Source organism: Novosphingobium sp. (assembly GCF_965214355.1).
Classification (GTDB): domain Bacteria; phylum Pseudomonadota; class Alphaproteobacteria; order Sphingomonadales; family Sphingomonadaceae; genus Novosphingobium.
Genome location: NZ_CBDCBI010000002.1, coordinates 3,818,394 through 3,844,125, shown reverse-complemented (window position 1 = coordinate 3,844,125; position 25,732 = coordinate 3,818,394). Strand labels below are relative to the sequence as shown.

The window sequence follows — 25,732 nt, the reverse complement described above, 5'->3', positions numbered from 1 at the left end:
ATATGAACAGGAATCAGATCGGCACGGCGCCCCGCGGGCAGCTGTTCGCATCATCAATGCTGGCGCGCGGCCTGATACTCGCGCTGTCCACGTTCGCCTCGGTGGCGCATGCCGGAACTTTGCCCACCGGTGGCACCGTCGCCGCCGGCAGCGCCACGATCGCGACCAGCCCGGCCAGCGTCGTGGTGACGCAGGCGAGCGATCGCGCGATCATCAACTGGACCGGTTTCTCGGTCGGTCAGGGCAACACGATCACGTTCAACCAGCCCGGCGCGACCTCGGCCACCTTGAACCGGGTGACCGGCGCGACGACATCGACGATCGCCGGGCAGATCGTGTCGAACGGCGCGGTCTACCTGATCAACCCCAACGGCATTGCGATCACCGCGACCGGCTCGGTTGATACCGCCGGCGGATTCATCGCCTCGACGCTGGACATCGCCGACAGCGATTTTATGGCGGGCCGCGCCAATTTTGCGGGCAAGGGCGCGTCGGCCAGCGTCAGCAACGCGGGCCGGATCGTCGCCGGGCAGGGCGCCTATGTCGCGCTGTTGGGCGGCAGCGTCGCCAATGCCGGCACGATCACCGTGCCGCTGGGCAAAGTTGGGCTGGCGTCGGGCGAACAGGTCACGCTCGATCTCAACGGCAACGGGTTCATGCAGGTCGCACTGCCGACCAATACGCTGACCGGCACCTCGGCGCTGATCGACAACAGCGGCACGATCACCGTCAACGGCGGCTTCGCGCAGCTTTCGGCGGCCACGGTAAAGAACGCCGTGCGCAATGTGATCAACATGTCGGGCGTGATCAATGCCGATTCGGCGACGGGGTCTGCCGGGCATATCCAGCTGTGGGGCGGCGATGGCGGCACGGTGGCGGCTACCGGCACGCTGACTGCGCGCGCGACAGGCGCAGCGGGTGATGGCGGGCTGGTGGAAACGTCGGGGGCTGCGGTCGATTTCACCGGGCTCAAGGTGAACACGTCGTCGATCGGCGGCAAAACGGGAACCTGGCTGGTCGATCCCTATGGCCTGATCGTCGACACCGCGTCCGCCAACACGATCAGCGCCAACCTGGCTACCACCGATGTCGCGCTGACGACCACTGGCGGCAACGCGACGGGCCCCGGCATCCCGATCACCGATCCTTACGCCGGTGCGTCTGTGGTCGATATCAACGCGATATATATCAATGCGCCGATCAGTTGGTCCAGCCAACACGAGCTTTACCTGGGATCGGGCTCCGACATCATCATCACTGCGGCTATCAATGGGCCGAACGGTCGTCTGGTGCTGAATACGGATGAGGGCAATCCGGCCGCCGGATCCTCGACGTACCGGACGATATCGGACACGGCCGCAGTGAATGTCGGTCTGTTCCAGCTCCGGGCAGGTAACTGGGTGCAGAACACGCCGGTTCTTCCGGCATTTTACGCACGCGATTTTCAGATTGCGCCCAGTCCGTATTATCCGGTAACATTCCTGCGGGTCAGTGGCGGTAGCGGCACGACGAGCAATCCGTACCAGGTTGCCGACGTCTACGGCCTGCAGGGCATAACGGGACAAGACGGTTCGCGAGGGTCTTTGGGCATTGTGGGTCCGGTCCTGCTGACGGCATCTTATGTCCTTACCAACGACATCGACGCGAGCGTTACCGCGACATGGAACGGCGGCATCGGTTTTGTGCCGATCGGGACGATCCAAGTCGGCTTCACTATTTTCTCCTCTCCGTTTACCGGGACCCTTGACGGACAAGGCCACACCATCAGCGGGCTCGTGGTCAACAATTTCACTGGAATTACTCTGGAAAATTCGACCGGGTATCGTGATGCCGGTCTTTTCGGCCAGATCGGCCAGATGGGCCAGACGGCTCAAACTGCTGCTGTCGCCAATCTGACACTATCCGGTGCTTCGGTAACCGATCAGTCGAACAACTCCCAGTCGGTCGGCGTGCTGGCGGGCGCGGTCGTCGATGCAACGATCACGAATGTCCATACGAGCGGTTCGGCCATCGGCGTTGTAAGTGCCGGCGGCCTGATCGGCAGCGTTGGCGGTTCCGTGCTCAGCAACACATCGTCATCCGCTTCGGTCAGTGCCCAAACTGCAGGCGGCCTGGTCGGCACCACGACATCGGCCACGCGGATCGGTCAATCCTATGCGACCGGGGCGGTTTCCGCAGTGTACACCGGTGGTGGCCTGGTCGGGTCGCTGGATAGCGGCAGCAACGTCACGCAGGCTTATGCAAGCGGCTCGGTTACCGGAACGCCGGGCGGTACTGGCTTCGAAAAGCTGGGCGGACTTGTCGGCGCAGCGACTTCGGCCACGATCGAACAGGCCTATGCCACGGGCAGCGTCACCGGTTCGGTGGCAGCGGGAAGCAACATCGATGCTGGCGGCCTGGTCGGCACCACGCAGGGCTCGACCATTGCCGAGACGTATGCGACGGGCGCTGTCAACTCCGGTACCCAGGGGACGGAAAATGCGGCCGGCGGCCTTGTCGGCAACCTGTTGAATTCGACGGTCACGGCCTCGTACTGGGACATGTATTCGAGCGGCCGGAACCTTGGGGCCGGATTGTTCGGCACAGGCACGTTTTTAGTCACGACCATATCGTCGGACCCGGCACAGTTCGGCACCCTCAACTATGCCTACAACACCAGCGCCTATGCAACATTCGGGTCGGCCAACTGGGTGTTTTTCAATGGGCAGACCCGCCCGTTCGGCGCCTGGGAACTGCCAGCGGCGGTCAATGGCGTGGTGACGATCACCAATAGCCACCAGCTGCAGCTGATCAATTCCGGGCTCGGCGAAAGCTACGTTCTAGGTGCCGATATCGATTTGACAGAGACCGGCGCCGTCACAGCGGGAACGCCGGCGAGCTATGCGGGGATGTGGAGTAACGCGGGTTTCGTTCCGATCGGAACGGACGGGGTGGGCAATGTGCTCGGGAGCGGATTTGTCGGGACCTTCAATGGAGCCGGTTATACAATCAGCGGCTTGTCCATCAATCTGCCGACGAGCAATTACGTTGGTCTGTTCGGGCAGGTAAACGACGCGGCAGCTTTGCAGAATATCATTCTTTCATCCGCCAACGTCACGGGCCAATCGTATGTCGGTGGTGTGGTCGGAAATATTGCTGGCACCAATGAAACCATTTACAACATTGATTTTTCAGGAAATGTGACGGGGTCGGGTTCCGGACAATATGTAGGCGGAATTATCGGATCCAGTTATCAGAGCAATCCTAACAGTCCGCTGATGCTGTTGAATTCAAGCGGTTCGGTAACCGGAGGAAACTTCGTCGGCGGCCTGATCGGATTAGCCCAATCCTATGTATATAACAGTTCCTCGTCATCAACGGTTGTTGGAGTCGATCTGGTTGGCGGTTTGATCGGTTTTTCCGAAGACAATGCACTGAAGAATGTTTTTGCGACAGGAAGTGTCACTGGCACGCAAGCGGTTGGTGGCCTGCTCGGTGACGAATATGGATCGCTAACAAATGCGTATTCATCAGGAGCGGTCAACGTCACGAACGGCGCTGCCGGAAGTTCTATTGGCGGACTGGTCGGCGATGCGAATTCTTATATATATCAAAATATATACAGCACATCGACGATAAACGCACCTAATTCGACTCAAGTCGGCGGAATAGCAGGATTTGAGTCAGACGTTGCTGTCATAAACGCTTATTACGCGGGCGCGATCCATGCATCGGGCAGTACTCTGGTGGGCGGACTGGCCGGTTACCTCGCCATCAACATCGGCTCTTTCAAGAATTCATATTGGGACACCACTGTCAGTGGGACACTTACGGCATTCGGCGTCAACGCTTCGTACGGTATGAACACGGTTGCCGGCCTGACCACCGCAAAAATGCAGGATCTTGGCAGCGCCGGTACCACAACTTACATCGGCTGGGATTTCGCCGGCACGTGGTCGCCGCCGACGCAGGCGGGCCAGGGCGGCCAGACGGTGGGGTACTATCCGCAGCTTTACGCGCTGACGCCGATCGCGGTGGGCACGATCGGCAATATATCGAGCACATATGGCACCACGCCGCCAGCTGTGTTCGGCTCGCAGACCGCAGGAACGCGCGATGTAGGGACGATCAGCTTTGGCAGCACGACCGCAACCGCCACGTCGCCCGTCACTGCCGATGGCTACGCCATCACGCCAACCGGCGGGACGGTAGTTGGCTATGGCGGAGAAACGATCCGCGTCATCACGGTGGGAAGCGGCACGCTGACGATCACGCCGGCGGCGCTGACAGTCACATATACGGCCAACCCGGCGCAGAGCACTTATGGCACGACGCCCTCCGGTTTGTCCGGGAAATATAGCGAAACGGGCCTGGTCAATGGTGATACGCTGGACGGCAGCGCCGGGTTCGCCACCACGGCATCGAACCTGACGAGCGTCGGCAGCTATGCTATCACCGGGTCGGGCCTGACCGCTAGTGGCAACTACACGCTGTCATCGGTCCAGGCGGCAGGCAATGCCGCGGCGCTGACGATCAATCCGGCACCACTGACCGTGACCTACACCGCCAACGCGGCGACCGGTACCTATGGCTCGGCAATCCCGGCGCTGTCGGGCACCGAGAGCGCAGTGGGCCTGGTCAACAACGACACGCTGGCGTCGGCCACCCTGGGCACGGCCAGTTTTGCCACGAGCGCGACAAGCGCGTCGAATGCCGGCAGCTATGGCGTCACCGGCAACGGTTTGTCCGGGAATGGCAACTACACCGTCACGGCCCAGCAGGCGGCCGGCAATGCCATGGCGCTGACGATCAATCCCGCACCGCTGAACGTGACCTACACTGCCAACACCGCCACCGGGACTTACGGCTCGGCGATCCCGGCGCTGTCGGGCACCGAAAGTGCGGCGGGCCTGGTTAACAACGATACGCTGGCTTCGGCCACCCTGGGCACGGCCAGTTTTGGCACGAGCGCAACGAGCGCCTCGAATGCGGGCAGCTATGGCGTGACCGGCAGCGGATTGTCAGGGAATGGCAACTACACCGTCACGGCCCAGCAGGCGGCCGGCAATGCCACGGCACTGACGATCAATCCGGCGGCGTTGATTGTGACGTACACCGCGAATGCAGCGACGGGCACCTATGGCGCGGCGATCCCGGCGCTCTCGGGAACCGAAACCTGGGCGGGCCTGGTCAATGGGGATACCGTCGCGTCGGTTATCAGCGGTACTGCCAGCTTTGCCACCAGCGCAACGCCAGCGTCCAACGTCGGCAGCTATGGCGTGGTCGGTAGCGGGCTGTCGGGCAGCAGCGCAAATTATACCGTGACCTTTCAGCAGGCCATGGGCAACGCCAGCGCGTTCACGATCGATCCGCGCAGTGTGACGGTCACGGCGAATTCCCTGGATCGGCCGTTCGGCGCGCCCAACCCGCAGCTGACGTATGTCATCGCGCCGGGCGATGCGACATCGGGGCTGATCGATGGCGCCACGTTGTCGGGTGCGCTCGCCACGACGGCCAACCAGCAATCGCCATCGGGAAATTATGCGATCACGCAAGGGACGCTGGCGGCGACGAGCAATTATCGCATCGCCTATATCGCCGGCGTGCTGAAGGTCGACCTGCCGCCGTTGCAGGCCCTGAACGCGTTTATCAACAGCCATTCGCCGGCGGCGTGGCTGTGGGGTGATCCGGCGTATCTGGATGCGGGCTGTGCGTCACCACCGCCACACGCCCGAAGCGAGACGATCGTGATTACCGATCCGTCGCGGGGGGCTTGCTCGAAATAGCCGCACGGTCGCCGGGAAGATCAATCTTCCTGGCGACTTCTGCCGCGCCAGGTCAGGGCAGTTTGGCCTTGATCGCCTTGATGGCGCCGAGGTGCATCTGGACCTTGGGCTTGATGTCGGCTGCCGCCGTCTTGAGCCCGGGGCGCCGAGCGCAACTTTCAGTAGGGTGGGGGCGCCTTCGTGCGCTGGTTGCGCGCGGCTTCGACCCACCAGGCGAGATCGGCGGCGAAGCGAGGGAAGGCGTGGTCGAGCGCTGCGCCGCCGTCTCCTGTCGGATGGGCGTCGGCATCGAGCGCATGGCCGATCCCGCCGACCGCCAGCGCGCTCGAGATCACCACCATGCCCATTTCCGACAGCGTGCCGTGCCACGCGGTCGCCGCGCGCGCGCCGGCCAAACGCCCTGCCGAATAGCTGGCGATCGCCGCCGGCCGCCAGTACCATTCCTCGAGGAAATGATCGGTCAGGTTCTTGAGGCCCGGCTGCATGCCCCAATTGTATTCGCCGGTGACGAACACGAACCCGTCCGCTGCGCGGATCTTCGCGGCGAGCTGCTCGAGATTGGCGGGTGCCTCGCCTTCGGGATATTCCTTGTACATGCGATCGAGCATCGGCAGGCCCACTGCCTGCGCATCGATCAGCTCGGCGGCGGCGCCGCGCTGCTGCAGCGCGCGGACCAGATAATGCGCGAGGCGGATGCCCTGCCGATCGCTGCGATAGGAGCCGTAGAGCACCAGAATACGGTCGGCCATTGTCAGTCTCCGATATGCGGCGGGGGGCGGTGACTATATTGGTCGCGTTCGAAACCAACCCCGGCCTTGCGCATTCCTGTTGATTATCAGATAAAAAGGACATGTCATGACACTTGCCGGCCGCAACATTGCCATCCTCATTGCCCCTCAGGGAACCGAAGACCCCGAATTCGCCAAACCGCGCCAGGCGGTCCTCGACGCGGGCGGCAGCCTGACCGTCATCAGCCTGGAAACGGGCGAGGCCAAGACGAACAACAACGATCTGGAGCCCGGCGAGACGTACACGATCGACAAGGCGATCGGCGACGTGGCGGCAGAGCAGTTCGATGCGCTGATCATCCCGGGCGGCTGCGTCGGCGCCGACAAGTTGCGCGCGAGCAAGGACATCGTCGCCTTCGTCCGCGACTTTTTCGCCCAGCAAAAACCGGTCGCGGCGATCTGCCACGCGCCGTGGACCCTGATCGAAGCAGGCGCGGTCAACAGCCGCAAGCTGACCTCGTTCAAGTCGATCCGGACCGATATCGAAAACGCCGGTGGGCACTGGGTCGATGAGACCGTGGTGGTCGACCGGGGGCTGATCACCAGCCGCACGCCGAAAGACCTGCCCGAATTCTGCGCCAAACTGGTCGAGGTATTTGCGGGTGCGCAGTCGTCGGCGGCCGCCGCCAGCCAAGCCTGATTTTTTTTGAAGCCGAATTGCCGTTCGCTGGCGCGAGAGCGCCAGCGAACGGCATTCGTTTCTGCCGCACGCGCTGACGGCCCAAGCGCTGCCGCTTGTGCGGGAACGCCGCCAGAACACGTGGCGCTGATACCCGCAATTCAATACGAGATGGAATTGCGGCGACGGAAATGCCGCGTGCCTGCGTTCAAGGGACAGGTGCAGGTTGCAAACAGCATCCTGTTGCCGAAAATGTCAGGAGAACATCGATGAAAAAATCATTGTTTGCCGCGATCGCAGTCGGAGCGATCTTGATGGTGAATGCACCGGCCGAGGCCCGGGACGGGTGCGGCCCCGGCGCCCATCGCGGACCGGCGGGCTTTTGCCGCCCCAACGGTCCGGGGCCCGTCATCGTCGGTCCGGGTCCTGTCGTCGTCGGTCCGGCCGTGCGGGTCGGGGTATTTTATCCCGGCCATGGCTATTGGGACGGTAACCGCTATTGGGCCCACCGGACCTGGTGGCATCATGGCTGGCGTTATCGCCGCTGATGCGAGCGGGGCGCCGTGCCTGTCCTTTGAGTGGCTGGCGCCCCACTTTGCCGATCTTTCACCCGGACAGGTATTGTGATGACCGAACTGACACAATTATGGGCGCGCCGTGCTGCGTGCGTCCTGGCGCTGGCCCCCGTCGCGGCATGCGGCCAACCGGCCCATCAGGGCAGCGCGGATCCTTCCGCAAGGCAGCCCGCCGCCGTGACCCTTGCGCTGTTTGTGCAGCGCCACGAAAAGCGGCTGCTGGCCTATGACACAGACCACGATGGCACGATCAGCCGGAGCGAGTTCATGGCCGGCAGCCAGGGCCACAAGGGCGATCCGTCGCGGCGGTTTGCCAGGCTGGATATGAACGGCGACGGCAGGATCGACAAATCCGAAATCGATGCCATGCTGACCCGCAGGTTCCGGCGCCTCGACACGAACGGCGATGGTATGTTGAGTGCCGATGAACGCGCCGCGGCGCACGGCCGGGACAACAAGGCGGATGGCGACAAGCCGGATTGATGCAGGACCTGCCGGATAGGGCGTAAGGTGCGACACGATTGAACGAGCCTGATCCAGATGTGCAGTTGATCGGGCGTGTCGGCCGGGGCGAGCCGGCTGCGGCGAGACTGCTCGTTGCGGCCAAGTTGCCGCGTATGCTCGGTCTGGCCACGCGGGTGTTGCAAAATACCGCAGACGCAGAAGAGGTCGCGCAGGAAGCGTTCATCCGCATCTGGCGTCATGCCGGGGCATGGCAACCGGGACGCGCCCGGTTCGACACCTGGCTGCACACGGTCGTGCTCAATCTGTGTCGGGACCGGCTGCGGCGGCGAAGAGAGATGACCGGCGATGCTGTGCCCGATGTCGCCGACCAGGCAGCGGACGCGGAAGCTGTCCTGATTGAAACCGAGCGCGGGCGCGCGGTGGCCGATGCGATCGCCGCCTTGCCCGAGCGGCAGCGCGAAGCGATCCTGCTGGTCCATTACCAGGACCTGTCGGGCCAGGATGCCGCTTCGGCCCTGGATATCAGTGTCGAAGCGCTGGAATCGTTGCTGGCCCGGGGGCGACGCGCGCTTCGGGCGAAACTGGCGCAAATGCAGGAAACTGACGTATGAATGATCCCATGACTCTGGATCGTTTCCGCGAACTGGCCGATGCCTATGGCGGTGTCATCGCGCGTTGGCCCGAACCGGACCGCGCTGCGGCGCTGCGCCTTGCCGCGCAGCCCGAAGCGATCGCCATGCTGGCCCGGGCCTCCACGCTGGATACGCTGCTCGATACCTGGACTGTGCCAGCGCCTTCGGCGGCCTTGCGCCGGGCTGTCGCCCATGGCGCGCCGGACAGGACCCGCAGCCTTGTCTGGCGCGCCCGGTTGTGGTGGTCGGGTATCGGCGTGGGTGCTGCACTTGCGGGCGCTTTGGCGGGCGCTGCCGTGGTGGCGATGACCCCACCGGTCGACAGGGCACCAGACACCGGCACGCCGTTCGGCGTCGTCGATACGCAGGACAGTTGAGCGATGAACAGACTTCGTATCGCAGTATGTGTTTCGGTCGTGCTGAACGTGTTCCTTGCCGGCGCGTTGATCGCCGGGTTTTTCGCGGTGCGCAACGGGGGCCGGATGATCAACGCCGGCGCCCTGCGCATAGCCGGATCCGAATTGCCCGCGGCCGAACGCCGCCCGTTTCGCCATGCCTTGCGTGAAGCGCGCAATGCGATGGGGCCATCGATCGCTGAATCGCACAGGGCAAAACAGCAGGCGGCGCTTTTGCTGCGTCAACCCAATGTCGACCAGGGCGCGGTCATGGTGGCGCTCGACCAGGCACGCGCTGACGATATGGCGGTCCGCGCTGCGGTGGAACGCCGCGCCGTTGCCTTTGCCGCGACGCTGCCGGGCCCCGATCGCGCGAAACTTGCCAATGCGATCGACAAGCGCGCCGGGCAAGGTCCCGATTTGCAGAAAGCGCGCGACGGAAAGACACCGGGCCCGCGTTGAACGGATACACATCTCATCAAAGGTATGATCCTTGGCTATCCAGCCCCTGTCGCCCGCCGCGATTGCGTTGAACCGGTTCGGTCTTGGCGCCCGACCGGGTGATGCCATTCCGTCCGATCCCCGGCGCTGGCTGCTCGACCAGTTCGCGCGGTTCGACGTGCGACCAGCAGGGTTCGCGTCGCTCGATGACGCAGGCGAAGTTGTCAGGCGCTATCGTGAAGAGCGACAGGCGAAGCGGCAATTGGCCAAGGCGGATGCGGCAACCGGCGCCAAGGAGGCGTTCAAGGGCATGCGGCAGGACGTCCAGGCGCTCTACCGCGCAGCGGTTCAGGCGCGTACCGATAGTGCCCTTGCGACCCAGGCCCCGTTTGTGGAACGCATGGTCCATTTCTGGTCGAACCATTTTTGCGTTTCGACCGACAACGCGCCGGTCACGGCGTTTGCCGGCGCGTTCGAACGCGATGCAATCCGGCCGCATGTGCTCGGCCGGTTTTCAGACCTGCTGCTGGCTGCCGAACAGCATCCTGCGATGCTGGTCTACCTCAACCAGGCGCAGTCGATCGGCCCGGACAGCGCGGCTGCGGCACGCAATGCCGAGCGGCGCCGCGGCCTGAATGAAAATCTGGCGCGTGAAATCATGGAGTTGCACACGCTGGGGGTGCGATCGGGCTATACCCAGGCCGATGTCACCGAATTTGCGCGCGCCTTGACTGGCTGGACGGTTGACGGGCTCGGTCCGCGCGGCGCCGGCATGGCCAGCGCGGATCAATTCGCGTTCCGGCCAGCGCGGCACGAACCCGGCACGCGGACGATCCTGGGCAAGCATTATGCGCAGGACGGCGAGGCACAGGCGCGTGCGGTGCTGCTGGATTTCGCCGCTTCGCCGGCAACCGCGCATCATGTCGCCACCAAGCTGGCGCGTCACTTTGCCGGCGACGACCCGCCGCCGGCGATGGTCGCGCGGCTGGCGGACAGCTTCATCGCCAGCAACGGCGACCTGCCGACGGTTTATCGCGCGATCATCGCATCGCCCGAAGCCTGGGTAGCGGTGCCGGCCAAATTCAAGACGCCGTGGGAATGGACGATTTCCGCGCTGCGCGGGCTTGGCCGTACCGACGCCGGCGACCTGCCGATCGCCGGCTTGCAGACCCAATTGGGCCAGCGGGTGTGGAAGCCGGGCTCGCCGGCAGGGTGGGACGATGTTGCGGCAAGCTGGGCGGGTCCGGATGCGCTGCTGCGACGGGTGGAGATCGCCCAGCGACTGGCCGCCCCGTTCGGCGCTGTCGTCGATGCGCGCCTGCTCGCGCCAAAGCTTATGCCGGCATCATTGAGCATGGCCACCGCCGACCAGATCGCGCATTCCGAAAGCCACACCAGCGCGCTGGCGCTGATGCTGGTCTCTCCCGATTTCCTGAGGAGATGATCCATGATCGCTCGTCGACAGTTCCTGTCCACAGCCGCGCTTGGCGCGGGCGCTTTTTTCGTCGCACCCGGGATTGCCCTGGCCACTGCGGCGACGGATCGGCGCTTTGTATTCATTATTCAGCGCGGCGCCGCCGACGGGCTCGATATCCTGCGGCCGACCGGCGACCCGGCGTTTGCAGGCCTGCGCGCCGCCTTGATCGGAGAAACTGCGGGCGCCAGGCTCGATCCGATGTTTACGCTGCATCCCGCGCTATCCGAAGTGGCCAGGATGTATGGCCAGGGTCAGGCGCTGTTTGTCCATGCGGTTGCGTCACCTTACCGCGACCGGTCGCATTTCGATGGGCAGAACGTGCTCGAGACCGGCGGCGTCCAGCCTTACGAAGTGCGGGACGGTTGGCTCAATCGGCTGGTTGGCATGCTGCCGCGCGCAAGCGATGAAGCGATCGCGATTGCAGCGACGGTGCCGACGGCGTTGCGCGGGCCCGTGCAAGTCGCCTCTTTCGCGCCATCGGCGCTGCCGCATGCCACCGACGACCTGATGAGCCGTGTCACCGCGCTGTACGGGGCCGATCCCCAGCTGCATCCGGTCTGGGCCGCTGCGCTTGAAACGCGCGGCCTCGCAGCCGAGGCAAGTGCCGGGCAAGATCCGGCGAGCCTCGGGCGACTGACTGCGGGATTTCTCACCAAGCCGAATGGTCCCAGGATCGCGATGCTCGAAACACTCGGGTGGGATACGCACAATGCGCAGAAAGGTCGGCTGGCGAACCAGCTGAAGAACCTCGATGCGATGCTTGCCGCCTTGCGCGATGGCCTTGGCCCCGTCTGGGCCAATACGACAGTTCTGGTGGCAACCGAATTCGGGCGCACGGCAGCCGTCAACGGTACCGGAGGAACCGACCATGGCACGGGGTCGGTCGCCATGCTGATCGGCGGCGCGGTCAAGGGCGGCCGGGTTATTTCGGATTGGCCGGGTCTTGCGAGTGGCAACCTTTACCAGGCGCGCGACTTGCGCCCGACCACTGCGCTGGATTCGCTGATTGCGGGCACAGTCGCTGAAAGCTTCGCGCTCGAACCGGCGCGGGTGGGCCGCGGACTGTTTGCCCATGCTACGGCCGATCGCCCGATGTCGGGGCTGGTGAGGGCCTAGAGCTTTCGAGGCATTCGCATCAAGGCACGAGACACAGGAAGGGGTCGCCAAAAAGGATATACGTCCTGGCGACCCCTGTCCGCTTCGATCAGGGCAGTTTGGCCTTGATCGCCTTGATCGCGTCGAGATGCATCTGCACCTTTGGCTTGATTTCGGCTGCCGCCGTCTTGAGCCCGGGGACGTCGCCGTGGTCGGCATAGACCGTCATCAGGTTGAGCGCGTCCTTGTGCGCATCGATTTGGCCATCGACGTATGCCTTGTCGAAATCGGCGCCGGACATTTTGCCCAGATCGGCGAGTTTGCTGTTCTGGTCATCGGTCAGCGTCGGATCGGGCGTGATGGCCGGTTCGGCGGCCGCGGCGGCCTTCTTGATCTTGGCCGTCGACCCCGTGTGGTCGGTGATCATCATCGCGGCAAATTTCTTGATCGCCGGCAGGGCGGCCTTGTCTTCCGCCAGCTTGGCGGCGGCGATTTCGAAGGCGTCGCTTTTCGCGGCCTTGTTGGCGAATTCCGCGCCGGTCGGGGTTGGCGTCAGCGCTTCCTTGACGTCGGCGGCGGCTTCCGAAACGCCCACGGAGGCATCGGACGCCAGGTCGGTCGTTTCGCTTTTGACCGAATCCGCGGTATCCGACGTTTTCTGGTTACAGCCGGTGATCAGCAGAGCAAGCGACATTGGCGCCAGCATCATCCTCAGTTTACGCATGCCCGTTCTCCTGTTGGGTCGTATGCCAAACGATCCGCGGGCAAATTCGTTCCGCAGCAATCGGGAGCAAGCGCAACTGTTGCCGTTTTGGCAGCGCGGGAACCCGCACTTGACCGGTGTCCGGAAATGCTCGACCTGAATTCTTGCGAAATACCGGGGCGTGATTTGCGGTAGTCGGTCGCGGGCGATATGGTCGCGCGAATGATGACGGATCGTCGTGCCGAACAAGTCCAAGATCGTGGAGTGATCCGATGCGCCTGCCTTATGTCCGCCTTTCCGCCGCAGCCGTATCCTCGCTTGCGCTCGGGCTCGCGCTGCTGGCGGGGCATGCCCGTGTCGGCGCGGCGCCGCTGGCGGTTGCGGCGGATTGCGCGCCGGACAATGGCGGGCTCTCGCTGCCGCCAGGGTTCTGCGCGTCGGTTTATGCCGACCATCTGGGGCATACGCGGCATCTGACGGTTGCGCAGGACGGCACGGTTTATGCCAACACCTGGGATTCGGAAGAGTATTTCCCGCATGCGCCGGCGCCGGCGGGCGGCTTCGTGCTGGCGTTGAAAGACCGCGATGGGGACGGCGTGGCCGATGTGATCGAACGGTTCGGATCGACCGCGCGCGCCGGCGGCCAGGGCGGGACCGGGATCGCGCTGTGGCACGGTGCAGTCTATGCCGAGGACGGCGCGACGATTGTGCGCTATCCGTTGGCGCCGGGGCGGATGTCTCCGACAGCGGCTGGCGAGCTGGTGCTGTCGGGGCTGGTAATGGGCGGGGATCATCCGATGCATCCGTTCGTGATCGATGCCGCCGGGCAGATGCTGGTCAATTCGGGCAGCGCGACGAACACGTGCGAACATCCCAATCGCCAGCCGGGCGCAAAGGGCGCCGAACCGTGCATCGAGCAGCAGACGCGCGGCGGGATCTGGGCCTATCGCGCGGACAAGCTGGGCCAGGTGTTTTCGCCTGCCGATCGCTGGGCCACGGGCATCCGCAACACCGGCGGGATGGCGTTCGATGCGGCTGGGCGGTTGTTTGCAACGCAGCATGGCCGTGATCAGCTGTCGCAGAACTGGCCCGCGCTGTATACCGGCGAACAGGGCGCGGAATTGCCCAACGAGATCCTGTTTTCGCCTTTCAAAGGCGCGGATTTCGGCTGGCCGCATTGCTATTTCGATGCGGGTCAGAACCGCCATGTGCTGGCGCCCGAATATGGTGGCGATGGCGGGCATATACAGGGAATTTGCGCAGGCAAGACCATGCCGGTGGCGGCATACCCAGCGCATTGGGCGCCCAACGATGTGGCGATTTATACCGGTGCCAGGTTTCCCGCCGCCTATGGGCAAGGCGCGTTCATAGCGTTTCATGGGTCATGGAACCGCGCGCCCGCGCCGCAGGACGGGTATCTGGTGGCGTTCCAGCCGCTGCGCGATGGCAAGCCGTCGGGCAAATGGATCCGCTTTGCCGACGGTTTTGCCGGGCAGTATCGCGAGCCGGGCCGGGCGACGCATCGCCCTGCCGGCCTGGCCGTCGGGCCCGATGGCGCGCTGTATATCGCCGATGACGTGCGCGGGACGATCTGGCGCGTGACGTATCATGGCCAGGGCGATGCGCCGCTGACCGAGGCGCCGCGTGCGGTGGTGACAAGCGCGCTGTCGCCGGGCAACGGCGATGGCGGGGGTGAACCGACCATTCCGCCCGGATCGTCGCGCGACGAAGTGGCCCTGGGGCAGCGGATCTATTTCGGCGAAGCCAAGGGCGGGACATGCGCCGGGTGCCACGGATCGGACGGCCGGGGCAGTTCGGCGGGTGCATCGCTGGTCGGGCCGGCGTATTTGTGGAGCGATGGTTCGGTCGCGGGTCTGGCCAGGACGATTACCGCCGGGGTGGCGAAACCGAAAAAGAGCAGTGGCGGGATGCCTGCGCTGGGCGGGGCGCAGCTGGATGCTGGCGATGTACATGCGGTGGCGGCGTATGTGTGGACTTTGGGCCACCGCGCGGGCTGAACGGGTTTGCCGGCCGCGCCGGGGCGGGGCTTGTCGTGCTGCTGGCGAACTTCGCACCCCGGCCTCCTTGCGCCTGTCGCAGGACGCTTTAAGCAGAGCCGTGATTACCAATGACAGGACTGGCCCGATGCGCATGCTGCCCTTTCGTATCCTACTTGCTGCTACCGTATTCTGGGGATTTGGAATGACTGCTGCGCGCGCTGCCGATCCTGCGCCGGACCCGTACCTGTGGCTCGAAAGCGTCGATTCGCCGCGCGCGATGGCGTGGGTCAACGCGCGCAACGCCTATTCGACCGGCGTGCTGGAGGCGGACAAGCGCTATGCGCAGAACTATCAGGATGCGCTTGCCATCGCCGGCGACAAGGACCGCATCCCGATGCCCGACTTTGTCCATGGGGCAGTCTACAACTTCTGGCAGGATCCGGAGCATTTGCGCGGGATCTGGCGCAAGACGACGCTGGCAAGCTATCGCACCGCCACGCCCGAATGGAAAACGGTGCTCGATATCGATGCGCTGGGCAAGACCGATGGCAAGAGCTGGGTGTGGCACGGCGCAAACTGTCTGCAGCCTGACGAGCGCCGCTGTCTGGTAGCGCTGTCCGATGGCGGCGAGGACGCGACGACGGTGCGCGAGTTCGACCTGGATACGGGCGCATTTGTTGCTGGCGGATTTTCACTGCCCCACGGCAAGCAGAACGTCGCATGGGAAGACGCCGATCATCTGCTGGTCGCGCGCGAATGGACGCCGGGCGACCTGACCGCTTCGGGGTATCCGTACATCGTCAAGCGGGTCACGCGGGGCCAGCCGCTCGAATCCGCGGTCGAGGTCTATCGCGGTCTGAAAACCGATACCGAGATCGTGCCGACGGTGCAGCGCGATGCGCAAGGGCATACGCTCGCGACGATCCAGCGCGGGATCGATTTCTTTCACTTCGAAACGGTGGTCGTCACGCCGCAGGGGGCCAAGCGCCTGGCGATCCCGGCCAAGTCGGGGGTTGCAGAGCTCGTCGCCGGCCGGGTGATCGTGAAGCTGGACGAAGCGTGGACCGCCGGCGGCAGGACATTTCCGGCAGGCGCACTGGCGGCGCTGGATATCGGCGCGGTCAAGGCGGATCCGGCCAACCTGAAGCCCGTGCTGGTGTGGGCGCCCGGCCCGCGCGAATCGCTCGAACAGGTCAGCGCCACGCGCGACACGCTGCTGCTGTCGACGCTCGACAATGTGCGCGGCCGGGTGTCGGTGCTGACGCCTGCAGGGCGCGGCGGCTGGACGACAAAATCGATCGCGGTGCCCGACAACCTGGCGGTCAACCTGGGCGCGACCGATCTGGTATCGAACCGCGCATTCATCCAGATGAGCGGGTTCCTGACCCCGACCACGCTGGCGCTGACCGATACGACGACCGGGGCCCTGGACACGGTCAAGACGCTGCCGCCCAAGTTCGATGCATCGCGCGATGTGGTCGAACAGCGTGAGGCGACATCGACCGACGGCACCAAAATTCCGTATTTCATCGTCCATCGCAAGGACATCGCCTATGACGGTGCGACCCCGACGCTGTTGTATGCCTATGGCGGGTTCCAGATCAGCCTGACGCCCAATTACAGCGGGTCGCTCGGCAAGCTGTGGCTGGAACATGGCGGCGCCTATGTGCTGGCCAATATCCGTGGCGGCGGCGAATTCGGCCCGGCGTGGCACGAGGCGGGTCTCGGGGTCAAACGCCAGATCGTCTATGACGATTTCGCCAGCGTCGCGCGCGACCTGATCGCGCGCAAGGTGACTTCGCCGCGCCGGCTGGGCATCGAGGGCGGATCGAACGGCGGGCTGCTGATGGGCGTGCAATTTACCCAGCACCCCGAATTGTGGAACGCGGTGGTGATCCAGGTGCCGCTGCTCGACATGATCCGCATCGGCAAGATCGCGGCGGGCGCGTCGTGGGCGGGCGAATACGGCGATGTGAATGCGGACCCTGCGGCGATGGCATTCTGGCAGAAAACCTCGCCTTATGCGCAATTGAAGCCCGGGGTGGCCTATCCGGTGCCGTTTATCTTTACCACGACCAAGGATGATCGGGTCGGGCCGCAGCATGCGCGCAAATTTGCCGCGCGGCTGGAAGAGTTTGGCGATCATGTGCTGTATTATGAAAACACCGAAGGCGGGCACGGCGCGGGCGCCGATCTGAAACAGGCGGCGCATACGACCGCGCTGACGATGACGTACCTGCAGGAAAAGCTGATCGATTGACCTTTTAGCCCCTTCCCTTCAGGGGGTCTTCAGGGGTGGGGGAAAGAGTAGAACAAGGCCGGATCTGTTGCCCGAATTCGTTACTGCCGAACCGATGGTGCCGACGGCGGCAATCTCGAAGCGGCTGTTGCCGTGGCTGGTCGCGATCGCGTTTCTGATGGAATCGCTCGATACCACCGTGCTCAACACGGCCGTGCCGACGATGGCGCGCGCGCTGGGCGAGCCCGAATTGAACATGAAGGCCGTGCTGGCGAGCTATGCGCTCAGCCTGGCGGTGTTCATTCCGGCCAGCGGGTGGGTGGCCGACCGGTTCGGCACGAGGCGCGTGTTCAGCGCGGCGATCGTGCTGTTTACGGTGGGGTCGGCGTTGTGCGGGCTGTGCCATTCGGTGCCGATGCTGGTGCTGTGCCGGATCATCCAGGGTATGGGCGGGGCGATGATGGTGCCGGTCGGGCGGCTGGTGCTGGTGCGCACGTTTCCCAAGGCCGAACTGGTCCAGGCGATGAGCTTTGTCGCGATTCCGATGCTGATCGGGCCCCTCGTAGGCCCGGCGCTGGGCGGGTTCATCATCGGTGTGGCGCGATGGGAGGATATCTTCTTCCTCAATATCCCGATCGGGCTGCTGGGCCTGGCGCTGGTCGGCACGCGGCTGCCCGATTATCGCGGGACCAATGTGCCGCGGCTCGACTGGCTGGGGCTGGTGTGGTTCGGCGGCGGGATCGCGCTGCTGTCCTGGACGCTCGAAGTGTTTGGCGAACACCATGCAGGCGCGCGCGAAGTGGTGATTGCCGGGTCGATCGCGCTGGGGCTGCTCGCGCTGTACTGGCATCATTCGCGCCATGTCGATCATCCGTTGCTCGACATGGGCCTGCTGGGCATTCGCACATTCCGGTCATCGGTGGCAGGCGGTTTCGTGACGCGGCTGGGGGCGGGTGGGGCGCCGTTCCTGCTGCCGCTGCTGTACCAGACCGGGCTTGGCTATTCGCCGCTGCATTCCGGGCTGCTGTTCGTGCCGCAGGCGGCGGGCGCGATGTCCAGCAAGATTTTCGTGCGGTACCAGTTGCGACTGCTGGGCTATCGCTCGATGCTGATCGGCAACACGATCGCGATGGGCGGGATGCTGATGGCGTTTGCGCGGATCGGCCCGGGCACGCCGCTGTGGCTGATCCTGGCGCAGGCGCTGATCTACGGAATTCTGACCTCGGCGCAGTTCACCGCGATCAACACGCTCGCCTACGCAGACGTGCCCGAGGGGCGCACCAGCCGGGCGAGCCCGTTTGCCAGCACGTTCCAGCAATTGGCGACCAGCTTTGGCGTGGCCACCGCCGGGCTGGTGACCGCGGGATTCGTCACGTCGCGCGTGACCGAGGGCCGCGAAATGCTGGGCAGCGTCCACCATGCCTTTGTCATTCTGGGGGCGATCACGATGGCGTCTGCGGGGGTGTTTGCCATGTTGCGCAGGGGCGATGGCGATGCGATCAGCGGGCACAAGGAGCCCGACGCGCAGAGTTTATGACGGACAGGGGAAATCCGGTTGGATATTGCCGAACGCAGCCAATGGGCGCGGTGACCGGGCTGGTTTCGCCGATCGAACGCGGGTAGCACGAGCCATGACGCGAATGGACGACAATTTGACCATGCTTGTTCCTGGCAGAGTGCTGGTGGTTGGGAATTATCCCGATGATGAGCAGGAATCGATGCTGCGGTTTGGCGCAATGTTGGTCGACAATCTGCGGGCGATCGGGGTTGAGGTCGATTATGTTCAGCCGCGGCCGGTGTTCGGGCGCCGGGCCGGCACATCGCCGCGGCTTCGCAAGCTGGCCGGGTATCTCGACAAATTCGTCATTTTTCCTGTCGTGCTATGGTTCGTCGCGCGCCGTTATCGGGTGGTGCACATCACCGATCATTCCAATGCGCTTTATGTTGAATTTGCAGGCGCCCGCAAAACGCTGGTCACGTGCCATGACCTGTTTGCGGTGCGCGGCATGCTGGGCGATCTCGATGCCGCGCGCGGGGGCGTGAGCGGGCGCATTCTGCAACGATGGATCCTGCGCGGATTGCGCCGGGCAGCGCGATTTACGGCAGTGAGCGATGTGACGGCGCACGATCTGGCACGGCTGGTCGCAGAGCCCAGAGTCACGATGATTCCCAACGCCCTTGCCGATGCGTTCGTCGTCAGCGCGAGCGCAGGCGCACCTGCCGAGCCTGCGGGCGTACCCTATTTTCTGCACATCGGAGGCAATCAGTTCTACAAGAACCGCGCGGGTGTCGTGCGGCTGTTCAACCACCTGACCCAAACCGCCGAATTTGCCGGGCATCGCCTGGTCATGGCGGGCAAGCCGCCCATCGGGGACTTTGCAGGCGAACTTGCGCAAAGCCCGGTGCACGACCGCATCGATGTCCTGATCACACCCGATGACGCGACAGTCCACGCGCTGTACAAGGGTGCGCAGGCGCTGCTGTTCATTTCGCTGACCGAGGGCTTTGGCTGGCCGGTGATCGAGGCGCAGGCGCTTGGGTGCCCGGTTGTGACCAGCGATCGCGAACCGATGCGCAGTGTTGCGGGCGGTGCAGCGGTGCTGGTCGATCCCGAAGATCCCGTGTCCGCGACGGCGGCAATCGTTGCGGCAAGGGATATTTGGCCAAGGCTGCGCCTGCGCGGTCTTGCCAATGCCCGCAGGTATTATCCCGCAGAGATTTATCCGCAGTACCCGGCGATTTATCGCGAAATCGCCGGGGCCTACTGCCCCTGAGCCAGTTCGCGATTGGCCCATAGCGCGATCAGCGTCGCCAGCGCGCCCGACAGCAGATAGGCGCCCGACGCGGCGAGGCCGAAATGGGCCGAGGCCCACAGGGCAACGAGCGGGGCGAAGCCGGCGCCGAACAGCCAGGCCAGGTCGTTGGTCAGCGCGGCGCCGGTGTAGCGGTGGCGCAACGGAAATTCGCTGGCGAGCACGCCCGACGCCTGGCCGAAGCACAGGCCGAGCAGGATGAAGCCGACGATCATGAAGATGATCTCGCCGGTGACGCCCATCGACAGCAATTGCGGAGCGAACCCGCTGAACACCGCGATCACCGCTGCCGATGCGCCCAGCAGCGTACGCCGGCCAAGCTGATCGGCCAGTTGCCCAGAGGCGATCATGGCGACGATGCCGGCGACGGCGGCGCCCGCCTCGATCAGCAGGAACCGGGTCGGCGATTCGAAGCCGTGGAGATAGACCCATGACAGCGGAAACACCGTGACCATGTGGAACAGCGCAAAGCTGGCAAGCGGGGCAAACGCGCCCATCACCACCGTGCGCCACTGGCTGACCAGCGTGGTCAGCGGGCGTTCGGCCGTGAGGTCGAGCGTGTCGTACATTTTGCTGATCGCGGCCGATGCGACGATGCGCAGCCGGGCAAAGAGTGCGACGACGTTGATCGCAAATGCCACGAAGAACGGATAGCGCCAGCCCCAGTCCAGAAAATCCTCCGAATTGAGCGACGAGGTAAAGAACGCAAACAGCAGGCTGGCAACGATCAGCCCGAGGGGTGCGCCCAGTTGCGGGATCATTGCGTACCAGCCGCGCCGGCTTTCGGGCGCGTTCAGCGCCAGCAGCGTCGGCAGGCCGTCCCACGTGCCCCCTTGGGCAAAACCCTGGCCGAGCCGGAACAGCGCGAGCAATGCGACCGATGCATAGCCGACCGTGGCGTACCCTGGCAGCCAGGCGACTGCGGCCGTCGACCCGCCGAGCAGCACGAGCGCAACCGTCAGCTTGAACCCGCGACCGAACGTGCGATCGAGCGTGGAGAAGCAGATCGATCCGACGGGCCGTGCCAGGAACGCCAGCGAAAACACCGCGAACGACGCCAGCGTGCCTTCGAGCGGGGGCAGCCAGGTAAACACCAGTTTTGGAAAAACCAGCACCGAAGCAATGGCATAGACAAAGAAATCAAAGAATTCGGACGTGCGTCCGATAACGACGCCGATCGCGATATCGCTCAGGCTGACGTCGTCGTGGCCCAGGTTTGCGCCGTTGCCATGGCCGGATCCGCCGGACGGTCCGGGTTTGCCGGTCTGCATGCGGGCAAGGACTTCGTATCCCTGGGACGTCATCGCAATTCACTCCACGTGTCTCGTGATCGGGCCTTGCCGGGACTCGTCATGAACATCCCTGGCCGAATATACGCGTATTAGCCGCCCGGATTCGCCAGCCGTCAAGTGCCGCAAACGGCAATTCGTGCTGAGACAATTTGTCCAATCGCATCGTGCCGGCAATACGCGTATGATCTCCAACATGCGCCGAAACCCACTCATTCATCGTATGTCCCACGCCCTGCGCTATGGCGCGTGCGGCGCGTTTGCTGCGTTGCTTGCGGGCTGCCATGCCATCGTGCTCGATCCGGCCGGTGATATCGCGCGTCAGCAGGCCGATCTGATCCTGGTCTCGACCGGGCTGCTGTTGCTGATCATCGTGCCGGTCATGGTTTTGACGGTGGTGTTCGCCTGGCGCTACCGGGCGACCAACACTGCGGCAACCTATACGCCCGAATGGCAACATTCGACCAAGCTGGAACTGGTGATCTGGGCCGCGCCGCTGTTGATCGTTATCGCGCTGGGGTCGATCACCTGGCTCGCCACGCATCTGCTCGACCCTTATCGCGCGCTTGACCGGATCGATGCGCGGCACCCGATTGCGCGCGGTGATCCGGCGCTGGCGCCGATCGACGTCGACGTGGTCGCGCTCGACTGGAAATGGCTGTTCATCTATCCGGGGCAGAACATTGCGACGGTCAATGACCTGGTGCTGCCGATAGGGCGCCCGGTGCGGTTTCACATCACGTCATCCAGCGTCATGAATTCGTTCTTCATTCCTGCGCTCGCCGGGCAGATCTATGCGATGCCGGGCATGGAAACGCCGATGAATGCGGTGTTCAACAAGCCCGGCGTATTCCGCGGCCAGTCGTCTAACTACAGCGGCGCCGGGTTCAGCCAGATGCATTTCGACGTGCACAGCGTTTCGCCCCAGGCGTTTGCAGCCTGGGCACGGGGCGTGAAAGCCGCGCCGGCGACGCTCGACCGCGCGATGTACATGACGCTCGAAACACCCAGCGTCGCGCCGCCGGTCAGCCATTATGCCGGTGTCGCGCCGCATCTGTTCGACGCGGTGGTCAATATGTGCGTGCGCCCGGGTCAGATGTGCAGCGGCGCGATGGCGGCGATCGACGCGCGCGGCGGCACGGGGGCATCGGGACAACTCAATGTCGCGGCGGTCAGCCACGATGCACAGGGGCATGAGCGCGTGGCGGCGGTCGTCCCGGGCCTGGCCGATGCGGGCTTGCGCCATTTCGTGCGCGAATGGTGCGGCGACAATGACCCTGCGACCCAGCCTTTGCGCGCGGCAGTTGCCCGCGACAATCTCGCGCTTGCGCGCCCTCTTTCCTGACAAACGGATCTGTGTCCATGACGATACCTGACCAGCCCTGGTCGCCCCTGTTCGGTCGCCTGACGCTTGCGGCATTGCCTTTGAACGAGCCGATCGTGGTCGGCGTATTCGTGGTCGTGGCCCTTGGCGGACTGACGCTGCTTGGCCTGCTGACGTGGTTTCGCGTCTGGGGCTATTTGTGGCGCGAATGGTTTACCAGCGTCGATCACAAGAAAATCGGCGTGATGTACATGGTGCTGGGCCTCGTGATGTTTCTGCGCGGGTTTTCCGACGCGATCATGATGCGGTTGCAGCAGGCGGTCGCGTTCAATGGCAATGACGGACCGTTTCCGCCGCACCACTATGACCAGCTGTTTACCGCGCATGGCGTGATCATGATCTTTTTCGTGGCGATGCCGTTCATCACCGGTCTGATGAACTTCATCGTGCCGCTGCAGATCGGCGCGCGCGACGTCAGCTTTCCGTTCCTCAACAATTTCAGCTTCTGGATGACGGCGTCGGGCGCGATGCTGGTGATGACCTCCTTGTTCGTGGGCGAATTCGCGATGACCGGCTGGCTGGCTTATCCGCCGCTGTCGGGGCTGGCGTACAGTCCGGGCGTCGGGGTCGATTATTACATCTGGTCGTTGCAGATCGCGGGCGTGGGCACGACGCTGTCGGGCATCAACCTGATCGCGACGATCATCAAGATGCGTGCGCCGGGCATGACGATGATGCGCATCCCGATTTTCACCTGGACCGCGCTGTGCACCAACGTGCTGATCGTCGCGTCGTTTCCGGTGCTGACCGCGGTGCTCGCGCTGCTCAGCCTCGATCGCTATGTCGGCACCAATTTCTTCACCAACGAGCTTGGTGGGAATGCGATGATGTATGTCAACCTGATCTGGATCTGGGGCCACCCCGAGGTCTACATCCTGATCCTGCCCATATTCGGCGTTTATTCCGAAGTCACCTCGACGTTCAGCGCCAAGCGGCTGTTTGGCTATACCTCGATGGTCTATGCGACGGTCGTGATCACGATCCTGTCGTATATCGTGTGGCTGCACCATTTCTTCACGATGGGGTCGGGCGCCAGCGTCAACAGCTTCTTCGGCATCACGACGATGATCATTTCGATCCCGACGGGCGCGAAGATGTTCAACTGGCTGTTCACGATGTACCATGGCCGCATCCGGTTCGAATTGCCGATGATGTGGACGCTGGCGTTCATGCTGACATTCGTGATCGGCGGAATGACCGGCGTGATGCTGGCGGTGCCGCCGGCGGATTTCGTGCTGCACAATTCGCTGTTTCTGGTCGCGCATTTTCACAACGTGATCATCGGTGGCGTGCTGTTCGGGGTGTTTGCGGCAATCAATTTCTGGTGGCCAAAGGCGTTCGGGTTCCGGCTCGACCGGTTCTGGGGACTGGTCAGCTTCTGGTGCTGGGTCCCCGGGTTCTGGCTGGCGTTTGCGCCGCTGTATGTGATGGGCCTGATGGGCGTGACGCGGCGGATGCGCGTGTTCGATGATCCCACCCTGCAACCGTTTTTCGTGGTCGCAGCATGCGGCGTGGCGTTGATCGCGTGCGGTACGGCGGCGCTGCTGACCCAGATCGGTGTGTCGATCCTGCGGCGCGATGCCTTGCGCGATGACAGCGGCGACCCGTGGGGCGGGCGTACGCTGGAATGGGCGACCAGTTCGCCGCCGCCCGAATACAACTTTGCGTTTACGCCGATCGTGCACGATCTCGACGCGTGGGATGATATCAAGCGCGCGGGTGCGGCGCGTCCGGCCACCGGCTTTCGCTCGATCCACATGCCGAAGAATACCCCGGCGGGGCTGTTTCTGGCCGGCATCAGCCTGGTGTTCGGCTTCGCGATGATCTGGCACATCTGGTGGATGGTGATCGGCGCCTTGATCGCGCTGTTTGCGACCGCGATCGGGCATACGTTTGTCTATGATCGGTCGTACCATATCCCGGCCGAGGTGGTGGCGCAAACCGAGGCGAAGCGTGCCCGGCAACTCGCGCTGATCGACGGGAGTGCGGCATAATGGCAAGCGTTCCACAACCGGGGCCAGACGCCGCGCGCGACCTGACCGGGCACTATTACCAGCTGGATGAACACGATCATCCCGAAGGTGGCAGCACGCTGATCGGCTTCTGGATCTATCTGATGAGCGACTGCCTCATCTTTGCGATCCTGTTTGCCGCATTCGGCGTGCTGGGCAGCAGCTATGCGGCAGGGCCCGGCCCCCGCAACGTGTTCGAACTGCCGCTGGTGGCGATGAACACCGCGATGCTGTTGTTCTCGTCGATGACATACGGCTTTGCCATGATCGGCATGCAGCGCGGCAAGGTGCGCGAAGTGCAGGCCTGGCTGGTGCTGACCGCGCTGTTCGGCGCGGCGTTCCTGTCGATCGAACTGTATGAGTTTTCGCATCTGATCGGCGAAGGCGCCACACCGCAGCGCAGCGCATTCCTGTCGTCGTTCTTTACGCTGGTCGGCACGCACGGGCTGCATGTGACCTTCGGCCTGATCTGGATGGCCACGCTGCTGGTGCAGCTGGCGATTCACGGGCTGACCGAGGCGAACCGGCGCCGGCTGTTGTGCCTGTCGCTGTTCTGGCATTTTCTCGATGTGATCTGGATCGGCGTGTTTACCTTTGTCTATCTGGTGGGGACTTTGCGATGACCGCTGCGCATTCGGACTCGCACGAGCCGGCGAAAGTGCACGAGGCGGCGCATGTCGATGACGTGCCGCATTTCTCCTTGAAGCATTACGGCATCGGCTTTGGCCTCTCGGTCGTGTTGACCGCGATCCCGTTCTGGCTGGTGATGTCGGGCGTGCTGGGGGACAAGGTTGTCACCGCGCTGATCATTGCGGTGTTTGCTGCGGCGCAGGTCGGCGTGCACATGATCTTTTTTCTGCATCTGAACACCAAGTCCCAGGGCGGGTGGAATTTCCTCGCGCTCGTGTTCACGATCATCGTGGTCGGGACTGTGCTGTTCGGCTCGCTGTGGGTGATGTATCACCTCAATACCAACATGATGCCGGGGATGCCCGGCATGCATGAGCAACCCTGACGGCCTTGCGCCGACAGGCCGGGAT

Annotated in this window: 20 protein-coding genes; 17 read left to right on the top strand and 3 right to left on the bottom strand. The window is 63.9% G+C overall.

The features are described from left to right. Positions 1–2: 2 nt before the first annotated feature. Positions 3–5,765, top strand: coding sequence for an MBG domain-containing protein (locus tag ACOOE2_RS17705; protein ID WP_420384298.1), 5,763 nt, complete (start codon positions 3–5; stop codon positions 5,763–5,765). Positions 5,766–5,923: 158 nt separating this feature from the next. On the opposite strand, the gene ACOOE2_RS17700 is transcribed toward ACOOE2_RS17705, so the two are convergent. Beyond that, positions 5,924–6,514, bottom strand: a complete 591-nt coding sequence (locus ACOOE2_RS17700; protein WP_420384297.1) for an NADPH-dependent FMN reductase — start codon at positions 6,512–6,514, stop codon at positions 5,924–5,926. A gap of 106 nt (positions 6,515–6,620) precedes the next feature. On the opposite strand from ACOOE2_RS17700, the gene ACOOE2_RS17695 reads away from it, so the two are divergent. The 8 genes from ACOOE2_RS17695 (at position 6,621) to ACOOE2_RS17660 (ending at position 12,273) form a co-directional block, all read left to right on the top strand. After that, a complete protein-coding gene (locus tag ACOOE2_RS17695) occupies positions 6,621–7,193 on the top strand; it encodes a type 1 glutamine amidotransferase domain-containing protein (protein WP_420384296.1) in 573 nt (190 codons plus the stop codon). Positions 7,194–7,441: 248 nt separating this feature from the next. Beyond that, entirely contained in the window at positions 7,442–7,720 is a 279-nt protein-coding gene (locus ACOOE2_RS17690; protein ID WP_420384295.1) for a GCG_CRPN prefix-to-repeats domain-containing protein, read from the top strand. A 78-nt stretch (positions 7,721–7,798) separates the two neighbouring features. Further along, positions 7,799–8,230: an EF-hand domain-containing protein gene (locus tag ACOOE2_RS17685; RefSeq protein WP_420384294.1), complete on the top strand. Its 432-nt coding sequence runs from the start codon at positions 7,799–7,801 to the stop codon at positions 8,228–8,230. Between the two features lie 38 nt (positions 8,231–8,268). Next, positions 8,269–8,823, top strand: a complete 555-nt coding sequence (locus ACOOE2_RS17680) for an RNA polymerase sigma factor (protein ID WP_420384293.1) — start codon at positions 8,269–8,271, stop codon at positions 8,821–8,823. An 8-nt stretch (positions 8,824–8,831) separates the two neighbouring features. Next, positions 8,832–9,221, top strand: coding sequence for a hypothetical protein (locus tag ACOOE2_RS17675; RefSeq protein WP_420384292.1), 390 nt, complete (start codon positions 8,832–8,834; stop codon positions 9,219–9,221). Between the two features lie 3 nt (positions 9,222–9,224). Then, positions 9,225–9,701, top strand: coding sequence for a periplasmic heavy metal sensor (locus ACOOE2_RS17670; protein ID WP_420384291.1), 477 nt, complete (start codon positions 9,225–9,227; stop codon positions 9,699–9,701). A gap of 31 nt (positions 9,702–9,732) precedes the next feature. Next, positions 9,733–11,124 (top strand): DUF1800 domain-containing protein, encoded by a 1,392-nt coding sequence (locus tag ACOOE2_RS17665; RefSeq protein WP_420384290.1) that lies wholly within the window; start codon positions 9,733–9,735, stop codon positions 11,122–11,124. A gap of 3 nt (positions 11,125–11,127) precedes the next feature. Then, the gene (locus tag ACOOE2_RS17660; protein ID WP_420384289.1) at positions 11,128–12,273 is read left to right on the top strand and encodes a DUF1501 domain-containing protein; all 1,146 of its coding nucleotides are present in this window, start codon (positions 11,128–11,130) and stop codon (positions 12,271–12,273) included. 88 nt (positions 12,274–12,361) lie between these two features. Here ACOOE2_RS17660 and ACOOE2_RS17655 read toward each other — a convergent pair whose 3' ends face one another. Then, positions 12,362–12,976: a DUF4142 domain-containing protein gene (locus ACOOE2_RS17655; RefSeq protein WP_420384288.1), complete on the bottom strand. Its 615-nt coding sequence runs from the start codon at positions 12,974–12,976 to the stop codon at positions 12,362–12,364. Between the two features lie 251 nt (positions 12,977–13,227). Between ACOOE2_RS17655 and ACOOE2_RS17650 the strand changes: the two genes are divergently transcribed. The 4 genes from ACOOE2_RS17650 (at position 13,228) to ACOOE2_RS17635 (ending at position 19,968) form a co-directional block, all read left to right on the top strand. After that, entirely contained in the window at positions 13,228–14,973 is a 1,746-nt protein-coding gene (locus ACOOE2_RS17650; RefSeq protein ID WP_420384287.1) for a c-type cytochrome, read from the top strand. Between the two features lie 184 nt (positions 14,974–15,157). Next, a complete protein-coding gene (locus ACOOE2_RS17645) occupies positions 15,158–17,215 on the top strand; it encodes a prolyl oligopeptidase family serine peptidase (RefSeq protein ID WP_420384286.1) in 2,058 nt (685 codons plus the stop codon). 67 nt (positions 17,216–17,282) lie between these two features. Then, positions 17,283–18,731, top strand: coding sequence for a DHA2 family efflux MFS transporter permease subunit (locus tag ACOOE2_RS17640; protein ID WP_420384285.1), 1,449 nt, complete (start codon positions 17,283–17,285; stop codon positions 18,729–18,731). Between the two features lie 121 nt (positions 18,732–18,852). Beyond that, positions 18,853–19,968 carry a glycosyltransferase gene (locus tag ACOOE2_RS17635; RefSeq protein WP_420384639.1) on the top strand — a complete coding sequence of 372 codons (1,116 nt, stop codon included), beginning with the start codon at positions 18,853–18,855 and terminating at the stop codon, positions 19,966–19,968. Here the strand turns inward: ACOOE2_RS17635 and ACOOE2_RS17630 are convergent. Next, a complete protein-coding gene (locus ACOOE2_RS17630; RefSeq protein WP_420384284.1) occupies positions 19,956–21,311 on the bottom strand; it encodes an MFS transporter in 1,356 nt (451 codons plus the stop codon). The two genes, ACOOE2_RS17635 and ACOOE2_RS17630, sit on opposite strands and share 13 nt — an antisense overlap. Positions 21,312–21,519: 208 nt before the next feature. Between ACOOE2_RS17630 and cyoA the strand changes: the two genes are divergently transcribed. From cyoA to cyoD, 4 genes are read left to right on the top strand one after another with little or no spacing between them, the layout of a single operon-like run. After that, positions 21,520–22,641: a ubiquinol oxidase subunit II gene (gene cyoA, locus ACOOE2_RS17625; protein WP_420384283.1), complete on the top strand. Its 1,122-nt coding sequence runs from the start codon at positions 21,520–21,522 to the stop codon at positions 22,639–22,641. 17 nt (positions 22,642–22,658) lie between these two features. Beyond that, positions 22,659–24,674: a cytochrome o ubiquinol oxidase subunit I gene (gene cyoB / locus ACOOE2_RS17620; RefSeq protein WP_420384282.1), complete on the top strand. Its 2,016-nt coding sequence runs from the start codon at positions 22,659–22,661 to the stop codon at positions 24,672–24,674. Continuing rightward, positions 24,674–25,315: a cytochrome o ubiquinol oxidase subunit III gene (gene cyoC, locus ACOOE2_RS17615; protein WP_420384281.1), complete on the top strand. Its 642-nt coding sequence runs from the start codon at positions 24,674–24,676 to the stop codon at positions 25,313–25,315. The genes cyoB and cyoC overlap by 1 nt, the downstream gene beginning before the upstream one ends. Next, entirely contained in the window at positions 25,312–25,707 is a 396-nt protein-coding gene (gene cyoD, locus ACOOE2_RS17610; RefSeq protein ID WP_420384280.1) for a cytochrome o ubiquinol oxidase subunit IV, read from the top strand. Before cyoC ends, cyoD begins: the two co-directional genes overlap by 4 nt. Positions 25,708–25,732: the final 25 nt, after the last annotated feature.

Excerpts from the sequence above, each read along its gene's own strand:
- ACOOE2_RS17630 (WP_420384284.1), bottom strand. The coding sequence starts at position 21,311 with ATGACGTCCCAGGGATACGAAGTCCTTGCCCGCATGCAGACCGGCAAA.
- ACOOE2_RS17635 (WP_420384639.1), top strand. The coding sequence starts at position 18,853 with ATGCTTGTTCCTGGCAGAGTGCTGGTGGTTGGGAATTATCCCGATGAT.
- ACOOE2_RS17695 (WP_420384296.1), top strand. The coding sequence starts at position 6,621 with ATGACACTTGCCGGCCGCAACATTGCCATCCTCATTGCCCCTCAGGGA.
- ACOOE2_RS17670 (WP_420384291.1), top strand. The coding sequence starts at position 9,225 with ATGAACAGACTTCGTATCGCAGTATGTGTTTCGGTCGTGCTGAACGTG.
- ACOOE2_RS17685 (WP_420384294.1), top strand. The coding sequence starts at position 7,799 with ATGACCGAACTGACACAATTATGGGCGCGCCGTGCTGCGTGCGTCCTG.
- ACOOE2_RS17655 (WP_420384288.1), bottom strand. The coding sequence starts at position 12,976 with ATGCGTAAACTGAGGATGATGCTGGCGCCAATGTCGCTTGCTCTGCTG.
- ACOOE2_RS17675 (WP_420384292.1), top strand. The coding sequence starts at position 8,832 with ATGACTCTGGATCGTTTCCGCGAACTGGCCGATGCCTATGGCGGTGTC.
- ACOOE2_RS17690 (WP_420384295.1), top strand. The coding sequence starts at position 7,442 with ATGAAAAAATCATTGTTTGCCGCGATCGCAGTCGGAGCGATCTTGATG.
- ACOOE2_RS17700 (WP_420384297.1), bottom strand. The coding sequence starts at position 6,514 with ATGGCCGACCGTATTCTGGTGCTCTACGGCTCCTATCGCAGCGATCGG.
- cyoB (WP_420384282.1), top strand. The coding sequence starts at position 22,659 with ATGACGATACCTGACCAGCCCTGGTCGCCCCTGTTCGGTCGCCTGACG.
- cyoC (WP_420384281.1), top strand. The coding sequence starts at position 24,674 with ATGGCAAGCGTTCCACAACCGGGGCCAGACGCCGCGCGCGACCTGACC.
- cyoD (WP_420384280.1), top strand. The coding sequence starts at position 25,312 with ATGACCGCTGCGCATTCGGACTCGCACGAGCCGGCGAAAGTGCACGAG.
- ACOOE2_RS17660 (WP_420384289.1), top strand. The coding sequence starts at position 11,128 with ATGATCGCTCGTCGACAGTTCCTGTCCACAGCCGCGCTTGGCGCGGGC.
- ACOOE2_RS17650 (WP_420384287.1), top strand. The coding sequence starts at position 13,228 with ATGCGCCTGCCTTATGTCCGCCTTTCCGCCGCAGCCGTATCCTCGCTT.
- ACOOE2_RS17645 (WP_420384286.1), top strand. The coding sequence starts at position 15,158 with ATGACTGCTGCGCGCGCTGCCGATCCTGCGCCGGACCCGTACCTGTGG.
- cyoA (WP_420384283.1), top strand. The coding sequence starts at position 21,520 with ATGTCCCACGCCCTGCGCTATGGCGCGTGCGGCGCGTTTGCTGCGTTG.
- ACOOE2_RS17705 (WP_420384298.1), top strand. The coding sequence starts at position 3 with ATGAACAGGAATCAGATCGGCACGGCGCCCCGCGGGCAGCTGTTCGCA.